Here is a 17669-nt window from a genome sequence, read left to right on the forward strand (position 1 = left end):
GATCGCATGGCCGTGGCCGCCTACGGCGCGACCGCCTTCTGCGACGGCCTGACGCAAGCCATTCGCCGTTCGATCGAACTCGATTGGGCCTTGGGCAAAACGATCGACGACCTCATCCGCACGCGCCGCGCGGTCACGCAGTTTTATCGCAGCGCGCCGCTCCCCGACCTGTCGGAACGGGAACAACTCGAAACGGTGTTGGCCGAAGTCATCGCGCGGCCGACCGATGCCAACGATTCGCACCCGAGTCCGAAGGATCGTTTCCGTTTGGCCGCGGCGCTGGATCCGCGCACCGCGCCGGTTCCCGAAGAGTTCGTGTCGCGCCTGATCGAAGCCGACGCGAAGATGGCCGCCGAACTCGGCACGTCGCTCGATGAGAAAATCACCGCTCGAGCCAAGGCCGTGCTGCACGAGCTCGATGAAGGGATCACGATGTTGTCGCAGATCATCAATCGCAACGACCATCCCGACGCCCGCTACGAGCGCGCTCGCCTTCTGATGGACATGGGAGATTACGCGGGAGTAGTGAAGGACTTGGATGTGCTCCTAAAGCTCGCGCCGGATGCCGGCCCAATCCGCTACATGCGTGCGCGAGCTTACGAAAAGCTCGGCCGCTATGCCGAGGCGATCGCCGATCTGGAGTTGGTGACTAAGTCGCTCGACGAAGAACAGGCGGCGCCGGGAAGTCCCGACGCGTTGGAGACGGAGCAGGTGCGCAATCAGGTGATGCTGAGAACCGCGCAGTGCCTCGCTTCGGCCGAGCGGTTGCCGGAAGCGTCGGCGATGTACGATCGCGTGTTGACGAAGACTCCCAAGTCGCTCGCCGCGCTGATCGGGCGCGGGCGCGTGGCGATCGGCATGAAGGCCGCGGCGAAAGCGTTGGCCGATTTCACCTCGGCCGTCACGCATTGGCCGACCAGCGCCGAAGCTCTGTTGGAGCGGGCCGAACTCTACGCCCGCTGCGGCCGAGCCGAGCAAGCCACGGCCGATCAGCAGGCCGCGGCGGCGATCGATCGCCGCGTGGCCGAGGAGCGCAAGAAGCAGCAGGCGAAGCCGCAAGCGGCAGCACCGCAGCAGACGGCACCGCAGCCGCAAAAGCCGGCGACGAACGGGCAGCCCGCCGCGGCGCAGAAGACGGCAGCTCCACAACCGGCGAAGCCGCACATCGGCCCGCCTGCCGTGTCGCAAGCCGGGCCGCATCTCGTCACCGCGCCGAAGTCGAAGGATCCCAATCCAAATCCCGCCATCGGCCGGCGCGAGTAAGTCCGTCCTTTGAGGCGAGCGGGGAGCCGTCAGGCCCCCGGTTCCGCGCCTTCGTCCGTCTCGTTTGCGCTCGCAGCGAAAATCCTCGGTTAATCTCCCGCCTCGTGTGCGGTTGGTCGCAGAGACGACCGTCTCCCTCACACGTTTCGCGAGATTCCGATCATGGGTTTCTTCTCCGCTTCGCAGCCCGCGGCGCGCCCGCAGCCGCACGATGAGTTCTCAGCCGCGATCGAACAGATCGAGCGCGAGCTCGACGCCGCGTTCGCCGAACTCGACGGCTGGGCCCGACCCGTGCTCGATCGCAACCGCGGCCGGCTCGGCGAGCTGCGCTCGGCGCTTGTCGTCGAGGCGGAGCGGATCTGCAAGTTGGACGCGCTGGCAACACAGAATCCGTCGCCGAGCGCCGCCGACGAGCGACGTCGTGCTCGCGGCGACCTGCTCGGCACGTTCGCCTGGATTCGCGAGCTGGTCTCGATGATCCATTTGGCGAAGCTCGCCGGAGCACCGGCCTCACGCGCCGAAGAGCTCGTGGCCCAGATCGCGGCGGCGGTCGAAAGCATTTCGATCGTGGCCGACGCACGTCGCGAGCAACGTGTCGACTCCGAAGGCGAGCGGGGGACGTTAGTCCCCCGGTAAGTTCGCCTCGGCAAGTCGCATCGCGTTAAGCAGCATCGATGTTACCGGGGGACTTACGTCCCCCGCTCGCCTCAGACCTCACGCCCTCAGTCGCTTCGTCTTCCGATAATACTTCAACCCGGGAAAGAAGAAGCAGGCCGCGGAAACGAGGCCGAACAGCGAGATGCCGAACGGCAAGTCATAGCGCGCCAGGAGCGCCATCGCCGGCGCGCAGGCATAGAGCGCGAGAGCCTGCACGTAGAACCGGCCGCTGAGCATTCCGGCTTTGATGAGAAACACGCTCCCGCTCGCCAGCCCGAGCACGGGACTGAGGCTCAACGTCGGCAGGCCGAGCAGCAGCTCGATCGGGAACAACAGCGCGATCGTCACGATGCTCCCCGCCCAGATGTGCGCGATCTGCCGTTCGATGAACGTCACCGGTCCGCTTCGCCGGCGCAGCGTCCAAAAGATCAACGCCCAAGCTCCCATCGCCGCGATCCAGAGCGCGGCGTACGGCAGCGGCGACGTCACTTGCTGCCAGCGCATCGTGTCGGTTGCGAAGCTGATCGCGAGCAGCACCGCGCTGTGCCACATCCACAGCAAGCCCCAGTTCTCCAACACCACGGCATGGTGCGTCTCCGAGAGCCACCGCGCTAAGACGTGCCCGAACCGGCCGCTGCGCGCCGTGACCGGCTCGTCGTGCAGGAACGCGCGGAGATCATCGGCCAAAGCTTTTGCGCTCGCGTACCGCAAGTCCGGCGGCTTCTGCAGGCAGCGGAGCGTGATCATCTCCAGCACGGCGTCGGCCCGCGGATTGAGCAATCGAGGAGGGAGCGGCTCTTGCTCCAAGACCAGCAGTACCGTCTCCATGGCCGTGGCCCCTTGCAGCGGCGGCCGGCCGGTGAGCATCTGGTAGAGAATCGCGCCGAGGCTGTAGACATCGCTCGCCGGACCGATCCGTCCGCGGCTTCCCGCCGCTTGCTCGGGTGCCATGTAGGTCGGCGTGCCGAGGATCGCGCCGGTGTGCGTGAGCGAGCTGTCGTCTTCGATCCGCTTCGCAAGACCGAAATCGGTAACGAGCGGCCGGCCGTCTTGATCGATCAAGATGTTCGCCGGCTTGAGATCGCGATGTAACACTCCTTGCGCGTGCGCCGCATGCACGGCTTCGCAGATCGGCAATAAGAGAGCAGCCGCTTCGCGCGCCGGCAGCGGACCGGCCGCTAAGCGCTCGGCAAGCGTGCTGCCGGCGACGTATTGCATCGAGAAGTACGGACGACCTTCCGCCTCGCCCACTTCGTATACCGGCACGACATGCGGATGATCGAGCCGCGCGGCCGAGATCGCCTCTTGGCGAAAGCGAACCACTTCCGCCGAATGGAGCGACACGCCGGGACGAAGCATCTTGAGCGCGACGATCCGATCGAGCCCCCGATGCCGGGCCTGATAGACGATCCCCATGCCGCCCCGACCGAGCTCGGAGAGCAGCTCGTATTCACCGAACAAGCGGGGAAAATCGGTGTCGTGACCGCGAACAAGTTCTTCGCGACCGCGGCGAGGAATGTCTTCGGCGATCCGATGCTTGGCCTCCGGCGGCGAAGCGGCTTCGCTTGCGACTGCTTCATTCGAGACGGCGTCGGCCAAGCGATGCGTGAGCAGCATCGCTCCCCAGAGCGAACGCAGCTCCGCGGCCAGCTCCGGATGTCGGCTTGCGGCTGCTTCCACGTCGGGCTCGCCGCCGGTTTGCAAAACCTCGATCAGTTCGTTGACGACGAGCGCGAGTTGCTCGTCGCGGGCCGAAGCGTCGAGCAGCTCCGTCGGCGGCGGTTCGGGAGGTCGGGCCGTCATAGCACGCCCGAGGTCGAAGGATGTTCGTCGAGCAACAGCCGCAACCGGCGCAGAGCGCGGAGGTAGCGCATGCCGGCCGCCGGTTCGCTGAGCCCGAGCGCGAGGGCCGTGTCGTGGTTCGAGAGCTGCTCGATGTGCCTTAGCTCGAGGATCTCACGATCCGCCGGGTCGACCTGCGCGAGCGCTTCGCGAAAGCGCGCTTCCAACTCGCGCTGCAACAGCGCCGCGGCGGGGGTCGGTTCGCGACCGTCGCGCAGTTGCGCCGCAAGATCGAACGCCGATTGATCCGCGTACATCGACCGCGCCGGTGGCGCTTGTTCCCGATCGATGCTGCGCCGCTCGGCGCCCCGATGGCGGCGATGCGCATCGATCATCCGATCGCGCGCAATCTGCCGAAGCCACAGATGAAACGGCATCGGAGCCTGGCGCAGATAGTCGGCCAACCGACGATCGGCTTCGAGCAACGCATCTTGCACGACGTCGCTCACGTCGACCCGGCCTTGGATCCCGCGATCGAGACGCATCGCCACCAGCCGATGCAGCGCGCCGCGGTGTCGGGTCCAAAGTCGTTCGCGCGCCTCGGCATCGCCGGCTTGCGCCGCCGAAAGAAGCTGCTGCGTATCGCGCTCGTCGGGCCACATGCCGTTTATTATGCTCGCGCGCCGCGAATCGCACAATTTCCGATTTATTCACGACGGCCGGTTAAGAGCCGCCGCCGGCTGCGGTTGGATCTCCGGAGGGAGACACGATCATGCGCGCAATCATGCCACATAGCGCGACTCGCAGCCGGCTGAATCGCTTGACGAAAGCGTCGATGATGACGTTCGACACGCTCCGGCTCCCGCTGCTCGGCATCCTCGCGACGGCACTTGTCTACCGGCAACTTCCCGCCTGGGGTGCGATGTGCCTCTGGGCCATGACGCTCTTCTACGGTTTCAAATGGATCACCTATCGGAGCGTCGCGAGTGACAAGAAAGTTTCATGCGGCCGGACGTGGGGTTACTTCTTCGCTTGGCCGGGGCTCGATGCCGAGGCTTTCTTTTCGGATCGCGAGCCGACAAGTCGTCCGACGGGGCGCGATTATGTCGGCGCGGGAACGACGATGCTTGTGGGAGCACTCACGATCGTCGTCGCAGCGCGGATGCGGCTCACAGTTGACCCAGTTGTTGTCGATCCGCTCATTGTCGGTTGGGCGGCGATGATCGGCATCGTCACGATGTTGCACTTCGGTTTGTTTCGGCTGGCGGCGCTGGCTTGGCAATCGGCCGGCGTCGCGGCCGAGCCGATCATGGATCGCCCGCTTGCGGCCGCGTCGGTCGCGGAGTTTTGGGACCGACGCTGGAACAAAGCTTTTCGCGATCTCGCGCATCGCTGGGTCTTCGAGCCGCTGGTGCGCCGCGTAGGGGTCCAGCCGGCGTTCGTCGCCGGCTTCGCATTCTCAGGCCTCGTTCACGACGCCGTCATCTCGCTGCCGGCCCGAGCCGGCTACGGACTGCCGACGCTCTACTTCTTGCTCCAAGCCGGCGCGGTGCTTGCGGCCCGCTCGACAGTCGGGCGGCGATGCGAGCTTCAGCACGGTCTGCGCGCGCGGCTGTTCGCCCTGCTCGCGATCGTCGGCCCACTCGGCCTGTTGTTTCACCAGCCGTTCGTGCGGCTGGTCGTCGTGCCGCTGCTCGAGGCGTTGCGTCTCGCTCGATAATTCCGCTCTCTCATCGGTTCTACTTCAAGGAGCTCGATCATGAACATCAACTCGGCAAACCTGGAGCTTGCCGTTCGCCTCGGCGGCGTCTTGCAGCTCGGTGTGCTGACGGCCTCGGCCTTGGTGCCGCGCAAGCTGGAATGGCGCCGGCAACTTCGTCCGCTCGATCCTTTATTGCGGCAGCTGGTGTGGACCTACGGCGCGTTCATCGTGTTGATCATCGCCGCGCTCGGCGCGTTGTCGCTTGGCATGAGCGAGACGCTCGTCGGGGGAACGCCCTTGGCGCGCTGCGTCACCGGTTTCATCGCCGCGTTTTGGAGCATTCGCTTAACGCTCCAGTTCTTCGTGTTCGATGTGAAACCTTATCTGACGAACCGGCTCTACGCGCTCGGCTATCACAGCCTCACGGTTGCGTTTCTCTACTTAGCCGTGGTGTTTACCTGGGTCACGATTCGCGGCTGAACGAGTACTCGAAGTCGATGAAGAAGCGGCGAATCAGCAGAATGAAACCGGTCAGCAGCGTGAGCAAGCCTGCGAGCGGAGCGATTTGCGTCGTGATGCTCAACAAGCCGATCGCGGCGACCACGAGTGCGCCGCGACGGCTTTCGGCGAACCATGCCAAGCGGTTGCGAACGAGCCGCCACAGGACCCACAGCACGATCAACCCGGCGACGACCGCGGTGAGCCGCGTGAGGTCTTCGATCAGTGAAGCCGAGACCGGGCGCGCCGTGATCCGAGCATCGCCGAGCGGGGTCGTGAAACGGTAAAGCTTCCCCCGTTTCGGAATCTGCACTTCGAGTCCGGCGAGGCCGGCGAACTCGGCATGCGCTCCGGCGGCCGCTGCTCGCCAACCTCCTTGAACTGCCTTCGCCTCGAGTTGGTCCTTCGATCCTTCGAAGGTGAATCCGTCGCCGGCCACGAGGCCCTCAACCCCTCGTCCCGGCGTCGGCTGCTTCGCTTGCTCGCTTAACCGCTGTTGATAGCGCTGCGCCGTCGCTTGTTTTCCGCCGGCCAGACCGCGGCGATCTTCGGCTTGATTCATTTGCACTTGTTCTTGCTGGGCCGCGAGGTCTTTCAGGAGCGACTCCTTGGCTTTGCCTTGTGCCACCTGCGGCGCGACGGGCTGCGCGTTGGAATAGTTCGATACGCCGCCGAGCACCATCGTGCCCGCGCCGCTCTTGGTAAACACTCCTTTCGGTTCGCCTGGCTTCCCGGTGCCTGCCGGCCCGCTGTTCGCTACTTCGCCGTTCACTACGCCGTTGTTCGCGAGACTACCGTTCGCCAAGCCGTTTCTCGCGAGCCATTGAGCATCGAACCGGCTCGTACCGGCCGGGGACGCGGTCGGGGCCGGAGCGTTGATCGGCGACGGTTGCAACTCTCCTCCGAAGTTGCCTCCGATGGCGCTGACGACGTTCTTCGAGCGCGCATTCGATTGCCCTTCGTAGGTGCTGTTGAGCGTTCCCGAATTGGAGAGAATAGCCCCCGTGTCGGCATTCGTCGGAGGCAGCGCTTGCGCCGAGTGAGTTTGTTGTTTCCGCTCGGCTTCTTTCCACAGTTCGTTGTTGCGAAGGAGCTCTTGGCGCAGGTCGCCGTCGGCTGCTTGCGGCTGCGAATAGGAAGGGCTGCTAGAGAGCGCCCCGAGAAACGAACCGACGTCCGACTTGAGCTCGCGCAAGCTATTCGAGGCCCGCGCTTTGGCGAACTCGTCGCCCCGTTCCAAGGTCAGCGCAAGCTTCTCGGCGCTCTTGTTGAAGTACGATAAGCTGCCGGCCTGAATCACCGACTCTTCTTGCACCGGCTTCATCGTGCCGCCGAAGTCGAACCAATCGAACGACTCCGGCAGATACAGCCGCACTTGGCTGAGCTCGACCTTCACGTTCACGGTGCGCACGAGCGGGAAGTCGACTTTCGTGAGCGTTTGCAGCGATGCGAGCTTGCCGCCGTAGACGATTTTCAATTCGTAATCGAGATCCCCTTCGGCCGTCTTAACGAGCGGGATGCGGACTTCGCGCGCCGAGGCAGGCGGAGGCGCAGGGGTCGGCTTCACCGGCTCGCCGGCGACCCAGACGGTCCACAGAAGCGAACCCTGCGGCAACTCGACGACGAGAAATTGTTCGGACTTATTGTCGACCCGATACGTCTGTACGCCCCGATAGGCCCCGAACTCATCGACGACGAGCGTCGTCTCGGCGAGCCCGATCCGCGCGCCGACGGTCTCGACCGTCGCCCGGCTGCGCGTCGTGTACGTGAGTTGCGGATCGACGGCCGTCGGTTCGACCCGATACGCTTGCGTGGCGCCGCCGCGCAGCAGACCCGCAACCACTTGCCATTGCTGCTGTTGGCGCCCGAGGGGCTCGAGCCCCGTCGTTTTATCGACGACCAGCTCATCGCGGCCGAAGCCTTCGAGCGTTACGAAGCGGCCTTCGATACGGCCGGTCTCCGGCAGCGGAATCGGCGCGCTCTGCTCGAGGCTCGTGCGCAGCCGATCGCTTTCGACGAGCACGCGCAGTTGATCCATCACTTCGTCTTGCAGCAGCAGGCGCACTCGAATCAGCCGGCCGTCGGTGCCGATCGGCTCGATCTTTTTCTCGCGCAGTTGCGGCACGCCGATCTTCGCGTCGGCCAGCGCCGCGGGGAGCTGAAACGCAACCTCGCGCACCCCGGCATCGCGAATCGTGAATTCGAGCAAGATCGTTTCTTCGATCGCGCGGTCGGTGACCCGAACGTTCGTGATCGTCTGACAGCGAACGGTCGGTTGCCGTGCCTTGAGGTTGATCGTGCCGGCGTAGTCGCCCGAGGTGTAGCGCAAGGCGATCCGCGCCGTCGGCCGCTGCGCTTCGCGCAACCAGCCGAACGTTCGATCGAGCAGCTCTTGCTCGCAGCCGCGCAGTGCCGTCGGCTCGACGTCGAACGCCGGGTCGATCTGCACGACGAGGTGCCCCTCTTGTCGCTCGACATCCAGTACGTCGAGTCTCGGCAACGGCACCGTGAGCGTCGGACCGGTCTTGCCGAGCAGCCCGGCGAGCAGCAGTTCGACGGTGTCCGAGTGACCGGTGGCGAAGTAGACGGTGAGGAGCGAGCGACCATCGACCGTCGTCACGGCCCACTCGAAGGTGCCTGGCGCGATCACTTGATCGAGCCGCAGATCGTCGGGCAGAAAGGCGCGGAAGCGATGGATCGGCGCACCCGCGACGCGGAGCTTGATCTGCGTTTCGAATCTTCGTTCCCGTTCGGCGATCTTCAAGATCGAGTTGGCCTCGGCGCTCGACTTCGCGACCAGCGGCACGATCGACAGCTTCCACGAAAACGGAACCGCGACGAAGCGATAGCTCTCGTAGGCCCGCATGCCGAGCGGGCTCACATCGCTCGGGTCGGCCGTGGCGGAGTAAAGTTCCGCGCTCTGGATCGCGTCGATGCGCGTCAGGCCTGTGTTGGCGAGGGTGCGGAGATCGAGAATCGAGCTGCGACGGGCTGCGATCGTGCCGTTGTGAACGGCTGCTCCTTCGATGCCGACGACCGGGACGACGAACTCCGTCGGCGCGGCGGTGAACTTCAGCCGGCGCGAGAGATAGATCGCGAACTCTTCACTGTTGCTCGCCGGGCGCAGTAACTCGATGTCGAGCTTCCGCACCCCGTCGACGTCGCGCGGTTCCCAGCCTCGGACGTTGCGGCCGACGACGCGCTCGACCAAGTAGTCGGGCGGCACGACGACGGTGAACCGCTCGCGGCGCGTCGCACCGAACTCGAGCGCGGTTCGCCAAGCGAGCCGTACGCCGTCGTCTTGCACGGCGAACACGACCTCGCTGCGCGCCTTGAGAGATTCGTCGATCTGGGTCTCGTTGATCTTCGCACGCCATTCGATGCGCAGCGCGCCGTCGGCCCCGAGCGCCGTGGCGATCGTTTCCGCCGGCTTGGTCGTCGTGTAGTTGCGACGATCGGGCACCCCGCCCAAGCGAATATCGGTGTCGGCTTGCGGCACGGTAAGCATCAGGCTCGCGGCCGGGGCGACCGGTAGCCGGCCTTCGGCGATGCGCCAGCCGCCGGTCTTTTCGAGCGAAAGCCGAACGGCGAGTTCGAGCCGATGCCGCCCTTTGCCGCTCGCGACGAGTACGAGCGGCGCCGACGTAGAACTCGGCGCAGGCTTCGCCTGTTGAACGGGCACGCTCGAGCTCGGCTTCGCTTCGGGCACGGGTGCTTCCGGCGCTTGCGCAAACGTGAGTCGCGCAGGTTTGCCGTCGAGCAAGGCCGACGCGAGCACTCCGCCGGCGAGCGGCAACGGAATCTGCACGAACTCGTCGGTGAAGAGCTCGTAGTCGATCCAACCTTCGACCAACAGGAACGCATCGCCTGCGAGGGTCGAACGAAACTCCGCTCCGGCCGCCGAATACGGAGCAGGGGGCGGCGTCGGGCTCCGCTTCTGCGGATAGGCACGATTCCAAAGCTCTTGGTAGCGCTCGTAAGGAACCAGCAGTTGCTCGGCGCGCGGCGGGCCCGTCTGATCCGTCGGCTGATAGAGCAAGATCGTGGCATCATCCGGCACGGCGACCGGAGGCGCCGGCTCGGCGAGCTGCACCACGACGGGAAGGTTCGGAACGCTCGGCTCGGCGGAGCGCTCGACAGCGCGCTCGGCAACAGGCGGCGCACCGATCGCCGTCGTCGTGAACGACGGGGCGAATGATGTGGTGAACGACAGCGCGAGCATGCCGAGCGCCGTGCAGGTCGCCGACGATGCGCGGCACGACGACCATTTGCCGCAGCCCCAACGGAGCAGGCGGATGAAGCCGTAATACGGAATCAGCCAGCAAGCGGCATAGAACGACGGGTTCACCAGCGGAATCCATTCGGGCCGCATCGCGACGAGCGGCAGCAGCGTCGTCGCAAGGCAGACGCCGGCGATATAGCGAAGCTTGCGCTTGCGCGGGCGGCAGCTCAAGAACGTGCCGTAGAGAAACACGGCCAGCGCCGCGACGAGCGCGATCCCGTCGGCGCGACGTTCATCGACGAGCGTGACATCGAGCCGAGGATCGATCCCCAAGCTCTCGAACACCGCGACGTCGTTCGTCGATTGAAGATCGATCTTCAAGCTGCGCACACCGGCCAGATCGAACTCGGGCCGACGAAGCTTGTTCTGTTTCGCCACGCTCGTCTTCGCAGCGACGGCGGGCTTGTCCATCGGTGCCGCGTCGTCGAACGGCGTTGGAGCGGCTGGTGCGGGAGCGGCCGACGTGAAAGTGGATCTCGGCGAAGTCGAGGTCGGAAGAGCGACTCGCGGCGGAGCGGCCGGTGTCGGAGTCGTGGGGCGCGCCAAGGTCGTTGCGGTCTGCGCCGCCGACTCACTCGGCTTTTGCGGTTTCGCTTCCGGCCTCGCGCCCGCCTGGTCCCCTTTTTCGTTCGTGAGCATGTCGCTGTCGTGTAGGAGGTAGCTGTCCGAGGGCTTGCGATCGGCCTCGCCGGTGGGCAACGCGGAGACACTCGCGCTCGGGGCCGTGCTCTTGTAAACCTCGGCCCTGCCGAAGCCGCCGGAGAGTCCGAAGAGAAAGTCGACGACGTTCGCCGCGGCCGGCCGTTCGACGCGCGACAAGTCTTGATTCGTCAACGTTCCTTGCGAGCGCAGCACGCGATAGTGCGCCGGCAAGTGCAACTCCCAACGAGCATCGGCCATCGGCACTTCTTGCGGCGCTGCGCCGGGAGTCGCACGTAGGAACAGCACGAGCGCTGGGATTTCGATTCGCCCGAGCACCGCGATCTTCGCCACCTCGGTTTCGTAGGAGACCTTCAACGAGCGGAGCTGTTCGCCGGCCGCGGCGGGGAAGCTCAGCAGCAGCCGATCTCCTTCGCGCTGTGGTTGGGCCGTTTGTCCGTCGAGCACGACCGACCACAACGTCGACTCGCTCGGCAGTTTAACTTCCAAGTAGCCGGCCTTCGTCCGAATCTGGAACTCGGCGGACGTCTGAGCCCGACCGTTGGCATCGAGCACGGTGACGTAGCGCGCCGCTTGAACGAGGGCCGGCTGCAAGCCGTAGGCGGGATGGCGCACGACGCTGATCGTCGTCGCGGAGTCGTCGCCGACGAAGCCGAACGCTCCCAACAAGCGGCGGCCGGTCTGATACTCGGCCTCGGCCAACTCGCCGACGTCGACCTTGCGCGGATGCTTGACGACCTGCACATCGATCTCGGCGTTCCCTTCGACCGCGACGACCCCCGATTGATAAGCTACCCCTTGAGCGCGCACGACCGGCAGCGGCAGCTCGCCCGTATTTCCTTTCGACAACGGTTGCTGAAAGTCGACGGCGAGCCGTACGCGCCCTTGCGCCGCTTCCGAAAGCAAGACGCGCCACAGGCGCCCTTCCGGAACGTCGGTGGCGGAATACTCCTTGAGCACGACCCCGTCGAGCCCGCGCAGCGACACGGCGGCCGGCGTAGTGGCGGGAAGCACGAACTCCAAGCGGCGAGTCCGCGCGCGGGCGATGTCGTAGGCCAGCTCGTAGTGGGCGGTGAGCAGATCGGCATCGATGCGGAAAAAGGAATGCGTCCGCGCGGTGATGCGCGGCGTCGTTCGTTCGACCGCGATCGTTGCGCGATAGCCGGGCGAGTCGTAGCGGTAAGCCAATTGCACGGCGACATCGACGAGCCCGTACTTCGCTTGCTCCGCTTTGTCGAGCGGCGTGAGGTTCGTCAGCACGTCGGGCCGAATGGTGAGATCGTCTTTCGCATCGACGGCCACGGCGCCGGTGTCGATCGCTGCGCCGGCGACGGCGAACACCGGGAACTCGACGTTCGTCGCCGTCCACGCATCGAGCCAGGCGGCGGGAACATGCGCCGCTTGGAAATACACGCTCCCGCTCGCGCCGCCGGCGATCTTCGTCGGCAAGCGGACGTGGATCCGGGGGGCGTCGGCCGGGCCGTAGCGTTCGAAGGGGACCGTCGTGCCGTTGTCGCGCGTGACTTCGGTGACGTTCCAGCCGGCAGGGACCGTGAAGTCGAACTCGTGCAGCGCTTCCGCTTCGGGAGCCAGCGCGAAGCCGCCGCGCACTTCAAGCCCCTTCTCGCGCAGCGTCAGCAAAACGTTCGTCGTCACCATGACGCGCGCCGGCGGACGAGTGAACTTCGCTTTCAGATCGATCGCGCCGTCGGGCGCGTAATACGCCACGATCGGGCGGACGCGCGGTGAGCCCGCCTCGGGAGTCAACACGCTCGCGGGCAGGGCTTGCGCGAGCACGTCGTTGTCGACGGGCAACATTCCCTCGGCGGCGAGGTCTTCCGCCTTGAGGCGATCTTCCAAGAGCAGCCCGACGACGGCCATCTGCCCGACCGTGTCGAGCGGTTCGAGCTTGGGGAACGTCCAAGCCTCGAGGCGGGCAGGGCTGCGCACCGCCGCGATGTTCAGCACGACGGGCTCGGTCGTCTCTTGGCGGAGCGCGACATCCAGAATCCGCCGGCCTGGTTCGTTCGTCGTCGACCAGCGCGCCAAGAGCGGCGTCTGCACGTCGGAGATCTCGAAGCCGTCGGGAATCGCGAAGCGGAAGCGGTCGATCGCTTGATGAAGAATCGACAGGCTGACCGTCGCGTGCAGCCGTTCGTAGGCACTGGTGACTTCATCGATCACGACGCTGCGCGCCACGACGGCCCGCTGTTTGCGCCGCGTGCGGTTGTTCAAGCTCAAGGCCAGCGACATCGAGCCGTCGACCGGGACGAGCTCGAGTTGCGTTCGGCCGGTCTTGTCGTCGACTGCGCGGCTGATGAGCGCGGCCCCGCCCCGAACTTCGACGTTCCCTTCCGCCGAGACATGCAGCCGCGACGCCGGCAGCCGGGGCAACTGCACTTGCAACGTCTGCTCCGAGGCGTTCGTTTCCAACAGCGCGACCATTTTCAACGTCAGCTCGTGCCGTCCGCGGCCTTCGAGAAGCAGCATCAACTCACCCGACTCCGTGCGCCGGAGCGAGGCGGGCTTGCCGTCGAGCAGAGCCTCTTGGATGCCGACCTGGCCGAAGTGGAAGGTCAGGCCTTGCAAGCCGTCGGCGAGGACTTCGCAACCGAGCTTGGCCGTGATGAACGCCCGCAGGTCTTCGATCTTCACGTCGTAATCGGCCGAGAGCAGTAGAGCTTGATGGGGAACCGACTCCGCAGGGTTCGTGCGCGCCTTCACCAATAGCGCCTCGTATTCCTCGCGCGACATCAGCACACGCCGCACCGGGCCTTCGAGCAGTACGTTCAACTCTTCGAACGGAACGTAGATTTCGCGCGCGACGGGGAGCGGAGCCGCCGAGGCTGATGAACAGCCGAGCAACTGACAGGCCCCGCCGAACAAGACCAACACCGCGAGACGTAAGCGATTATTCATGGCCTTTCCCTCCGGGTGCGGCCCAGTCGGGCGGGTCGGACTTCCCCGACTCCGGCGCGTTCGGTGGGTTCGGTTCGTCCGGGTCGATGGGAGGGGTGACCGGCGGCGTTACGGGATGAAACTCAACCACCGGCTCTGCCGCAGGTACCGGGGCAGGGGGAGCGACGTCGCTCGACGCGGGCGCAAGGTTCACGACCGTTTTCGGTTCCGTTTTCGGTTTCGCGGGTGGCGTCGGTCGCGAGACGGGCACGGCCTGGCCCGACGCGCGTCTCATGATCCAAGCGACGATCCAGATCACGCCGACGATCACGACCGACCAGATGAAGATGCCGTTGACCAGTTCATAGATCAGCATCGGTTGAAACACGCGGGCCAAGACTAAGCCGACGATCGCGAGGCCGACCGCTGCGGCTCGGAGCGCCGCGCGACTTCGCACCAGCAGCAAGCCGCCGCCGATGATGACCAGCAACACAAGTCCGTTGAGCAGCGTCCGATGGATCGTGGCGAGCCGTAACGATCCGGCCGGCGGCGGCTCGGGATGCAGCACGGAGAAGACGAGCAAGCGTCCATCGTGCTGGAAGTTGTCGAGCGGCTTCCCTTGCATCGCGACGTTCTGCGTGACCCAAGCGACGAGCTCGCCGTCGGTCTTATTCGGATAAGGGACGAAGCCGCGACCGCCGCTGTAGCGCCAATCGGCCCGACCCCAAACCCAGGAGATCTCATCGGTCCAAGGGCCTTCGGCTCGCGGCACGGCCCATTCTTCGGGGAGATACGCGCAGAGGTAGACTCGTTGAATCGCGGGGTCTTCGGGAAACGTCGGCAAGTCGAACGTGGTCCCTTGATCGAGGAGCGTGTAGCGCAACTCCAAGACGATCGGCGTGTCGGGATTCTGCCCGGCGAGCGGGATGAAGTATTCCCCTTGCTTACCGCTTTCGAGCGTGACGCTCTTGCCGTTGATCCTGAGGGGCTCGGTGTCGAACGTCACGCCGGCAGGAAGCTGCAGCGCGAGGCGTTGGCGCGCGCTGCGGAGTTGATAGAGGGCTTGCACCGAAGTCTGACGGCTGCGCGTGACGACGGCCCGCACCACGGCCCGTTCGATACTGGTCCGTTTGAGTTCTTCGAGCTTGTAGCGGGTCGCGGTGACGGCGAGATTCCAATCTTCGTGGAACTCGAAGGCCCGCGCCGCGCCGACGACGGCCGCGCCGGGCATCAGATCGTGTTGCGGATCGATCGGCCGGAGCGCTCGGGGCTCGCCTGCTTCGCGCAGGTCGATCGCTTCGGCCTTGACCAGCACGATCTGCCCCCACGCCCGATCGACGAGCCGCGGCATCAGATGCGGGACGACGATCTCGACGCTCGACCCGACATCGAGCTTTTCGACCGGCGTTTCCCAACTGAGCTTAAGGGTGAAGTTGCCGATGAACTCGCTCTCGCCGGCGAGCGACCACGCGACGTAGCCGGCGGCGAGATCGGCCGGGGGTGGCGTGATTACGCTTTCGCGCACGCCCGGCGTATCGTTATGCACGCTGCCGACGATCTTCTCCGGAATGTCGATGCGCAGCGAACGAACGGCACTGTAGAGAATGTCGTAGTGAAACGAAGCTTGGTACTTCACCACGCCGGGCTCGATCTTCGCCGTCAGAAGTTGGCGCACCGTCACTTGCGGCTTGCGGCGCTCGACGGCGAGCACGAGCTTGGCGGGAGCATCGGCGAAGGAAAACGCCTGCACGGGGCGCGCATTCGATGGATTCGCCGCGCGCAATTGTTCCATACCCGCGAGCGCTTCTTGAAACGAGACGGAGCGGAGCCCTTTCGCTTCGCCCGGGTTCACGCGCAAGCTCTCGGGTGCATAGACGACGAGCCGGCCCGAGGTGCGCTCGACGGTGCTCGCCGTGAAGCGCGGCAAGGAGAACTCGAGCGCCGCTTCGCGCCCCAGCGGCGTCTTCAGCTCGGGATCGTTCAGCGCTTTGCTGAGCTGCACGTTCAGCCCGACCCGACCGATCGCTTTGCGCGTGAGATTGAAGACGACGGAGTTGCGATCGGCCCCTTCGACGCGGAAGCCGTCGATCGCAAGGGGCTCGACCCCCTCGGCGCGAAAGCCGGTCGCTTCGTTGATCTCGAAGCCGGCGGGAACCTCGAGCGCGAGTTGGAAGATGCCGGCTTTTTCGATCATGAGCTTCGCTTTGACGTTCAGCGCGAGTTTGTCGGGCTGGAGGTTCGCTTCGACCAAGATCTCGCTCGTAATGCGCGGCTGCACTTTCTCGATCTTCAGCGCCAGGTCGAACGGCACGGTTGCGTAGCGATAGGAGAAGGCCCAGCGTCCGCGCGCGAGCGAGCCGGGCAAGTCGGCCGCGTCGAGTTGCAGCAGGCCGGAGCGCTTCTCCGCTTCCGCGCGCAAGCCTTCGGCGACTTGCACGACGACGATCCCTTGTTGCCGTCCGACGTCGACGGCGGAGATGATCGGAACGACGGAAGTGCGCATGGCCGCCTCTTCCGTGATTTGCTCGAGCTCGACGACGATCGATTGCGTTTGCTTCGCGGGCTCGAAGAGTTCGACCAAGATGCGCTGCGTAGCGGCGTTGGGCGCAGCGGGCTTCTCGATGCTCCAGCGGCGTACGTTCGCCTCAAACACGTTGGCGACACGCTGGTTCGCAGGGACGTCGATCCGGAGCTGCGCGAGCGACGCACGGCTGATCGTATAGACGAGCGTGGCCCGCGTGTGGGTCGCCGTTTCGTCGATCGTGACTTGTTCTTCAGTCTGCACGCCGGCGAGAACATCGAGTCCCGTGGCTCCTTCGGCGCGCGGGGTCCAATCGATCTTCACGGTTTCCGCCGCGCCGACGAAGGCGAGAATCTCCGAGCGGGGCTGCTTCGGATCGGTCGGCGGAACATCGCTCGCGGCGATCAACGGATGGATGTCGATCTTCACGCCCGGCTCGTCGAGACGCACCTGCCAACGGCTCACCGGCGCTTGCGGCGACTCGAACGAGACGGTGTTCGTGCCGGGCAGCTTGAGAAACGTCTTCGCGTATTCCAACAACAGCTCGAACTGTTGCGGCCCGTCTTTGGCCCGTTCGACGACCAAGCGATAGCCGGTCTCTTTGTCGAAGAGAATCCGCGCAGGCTTGCCGTCGAGCTTGGCCGAGGTGATCGCCGCGTCGCGCAGCCGGAGCGAAACGGAATGCCAACCGGTGCCGAGGATCTCGAGCTTGATCTTCGCCGAGACCTTGACGACGTCGCGCGAGACGACGGCCTCGTTGAGCACTTCGCTGATGAGAGTCGCGACCGGCGGCTTCACGTCGGGGACGACGGGCTGATTCTCCCGCGCGGCCCGCCACAACTCTTGAAACTTATCGTAAGGGAGAAAGACGCCGCGCTTCTCCGTTTCGAAGATCTCGCGAAGCTTCGTGTAAGGGATGTAGATCGTTTGTTCTTTGAGAGTCTGCTCTTTCGGAGCGGGCTCCTTGGGCGGCACTTCCTTGGCCGGCGATTCTTTCGGCAGATCTTTTTTTACGGGATCGGCTTTCGGCGCGTCGGACTTCGGCGCGTCGGGCTTCGGTACATCGACTTTCGGCGTGTCGGGCTTCGCCGGCTCTTGAGCATTCGCCGCGGAGAATAAAGCAGCGACTAAGAAAAACGGCAGCGCGAGCCGGACGAATGCCGAGGCGCGGGGCAAGCGACGCACGGATGCGGGAGACATGCTGTAGATCCTGATGAGGGGGCGCAAGACGACCGCGGCGCGATGTTCCGGCGGTGTTTCGAGCAGAACGGTTTCCTGAATAGGATGCTGCGGAAATGAGCTTCGACCTTCGCCACGCTTGCACCGAGGCGCACGCGGCATAGCACGGCAACGACGCGCTGCGCAGGTGCTCGCGCAGAGGATCGCGTCAGCGGGTTCGACGTCCG

General features: G+C 65.2%; 8 protein-coding genes. 4 read left to right on the top strand and 4 right to left on the bottom strand.

Annotated features, from left to right (window positions below; genetic code table 11):
- Both K8U03_09600 and K8U03_09605 read left to right on the top strand, forming a co-directional pair.
- The coding region (locus tag K8U03_09600) for a tetratricopeptide repeat protein (GenBank protein ID MCE9605140.1) at window positions 1-1263 on the top strand (1263 nt) is incomplete at its 5' end.
- Between the two features lie 162 nt (window positions 1264-1425).
- Window positions 1426-1899 carry a hypothetical protein gene (locus tag K8U03_09605; protein MCE9605141.1) on the top strand — a complete coding sequence of 158 codons (474 nt, stop codon included), beginning with the start codon at window positions 1426-1428 and terminating at the stop codon, window positions 1897-1899.
- Window positions 1900-1977: 78 nt separating this feature from the next.
- On the opposite strand, the gene K8U03_09610 is transcribed toward K8U03_09605, so the two are convergent.
- Together K8U03_09610 and K8U03_09615 are read right to left on the bottom strand one after the other, a co-directional pair.
- Window positions 1978-3723, bottom strand: coding sequence for a serine/threonine protein kinase (locus K8U03_09610; protein ID MCE9605142.1), 1746 nt, complete (start codon window positions 3721-3723; stop codon window positions 1978-1980).
- Entirely contained in the window at window positions 3720-4364 is a 645-nt protein-coding gene (locus K8U03_09615) for a sigma-70 family RNA polymerase sigma factor (GenBank protein ID MCE9605143.1), read from the bottom strand. The genes K8U03_09610 and K8U03_09615 overlap by 4 nt, the downstream gene beginning before the upstream one ends.
- A 110-nt stretch (window positions 4365-4474) precedes the next feature.
- Between K8U03_09615 and K8U03_09620 the strand changes: the two genes are divergently transcribed.
- Both K8U03_09620 and K8U03_09625 read left to right on the top strand, forming a co-directional pair.
- Complete coding sequence (locus tag K8U03_09620; protein MCE9605144.1) at window positions 4475-5422, top strand: membrane bound O-acyl transferase family-domain-containing protein; 948 nt, start codon at window positions 4475-4477, stop codon at window positions 5420-5422.
- A 39-nt stretch (window positions 5423-5461) separates the two neighbouring features.
- Window positions 5462-5884 carry a hypothetical protein gene (locus K8U03_09625; GenBank protein ID MCE9605145.1) on the top strand — a complete coding sequence of 141 codons (423 nt, stop codon included), beginning with the start codon at window positions 5462-5464 and terminating at the stop codon, window positions 5882-5884.
- Here the strand turns inward: K8U03_09625 and K8U03_09630 are convergent.
- Window positions 5868-13763, bottom strand: a complete 7896-nt coding sequence (locus tag K8U03_09630; GenBank protein MCE9605146.1) for a hypothetical protein — start codon at window positions 13761-13763, stop codon at window positions 5868-5870. The two genes, K8U03_09625 and K8U03_09630, sit on opposite strands and share 17 nt — an antisense overlap.
- Complete coding sequence (locus K8U03_09635) at window positions 13756-17463, bottom strand: hypothetical protein (protein ID MCE9605147.1); 3708 nt, start codon at window positions 17461-17463, stop codon at window positions 13756-13758. The genes K8U03_09630 and K8U03_09635 overlap by 8 nt, the downstream gene beginning before the upstream one ends.
- Window positions 17464-17669 lie beyond the last annotated feature (206 nt).

The sequence above is a fragment of the Planctomycetia bacterium genome, assembly GCA_021413845.1.
Taxonomy (GTDB): domain Bacteria; phylum Planctomycetota; class Planctomycetia; order Pirellulales; family PNKZ01; genus PNKZ01.

Coding starts and splice junctions, on each gene's coding strand:
- K8U03_09630 (MCE9605146.1), bottom strand. CDS start 13,763: ATGAATAATCGCTTACGTCTCGCGGTGTTGGTCTTGTTCGGCGGGGCC.
- K8U03_09620 (MCE9605144.1), top strand. CDS start 4,475: ATGCGCGCAATCATGCCACATAGCGCGACTCGCAGCCGGCTGAATCGC.
- K8U03_09605 (MCE9605141.1), top strand. CDS start 1,426: ATGGGTTTCTTCTCCGCTTCGCAGCCCGCGGCGCGCCCGCAGCCGCAC.
- K8U03_09625 (MCE9605145.1), top strand. CDS start 5,462: ATGAACATCAACTCGGCAAACCTGGAGCTTGCCGTTCGCCTCGGCGGC.
- K8U03_09610 (MCE9605142.1), bottom strand. CDS start 3,723: ATGACGGCCCGACCTCCCGAACCGCCGCCGACGGAGCTGCTCGACGCT.
- K8U03_09615 (MCE9605143.1), bottom strand. CDS start 4,364: ATGTGGCCCGACGAGCGCGATACGCAGCAGCTTCTTTCGGCGGCGCAA.
- K8U03_09635 (MCE9605147.1), bottom strand. CDS start 17,463: ATGTCTCCCGCATCCGTGCGTCGCTTGCCCCGCGCCTCGGCATTCGTC.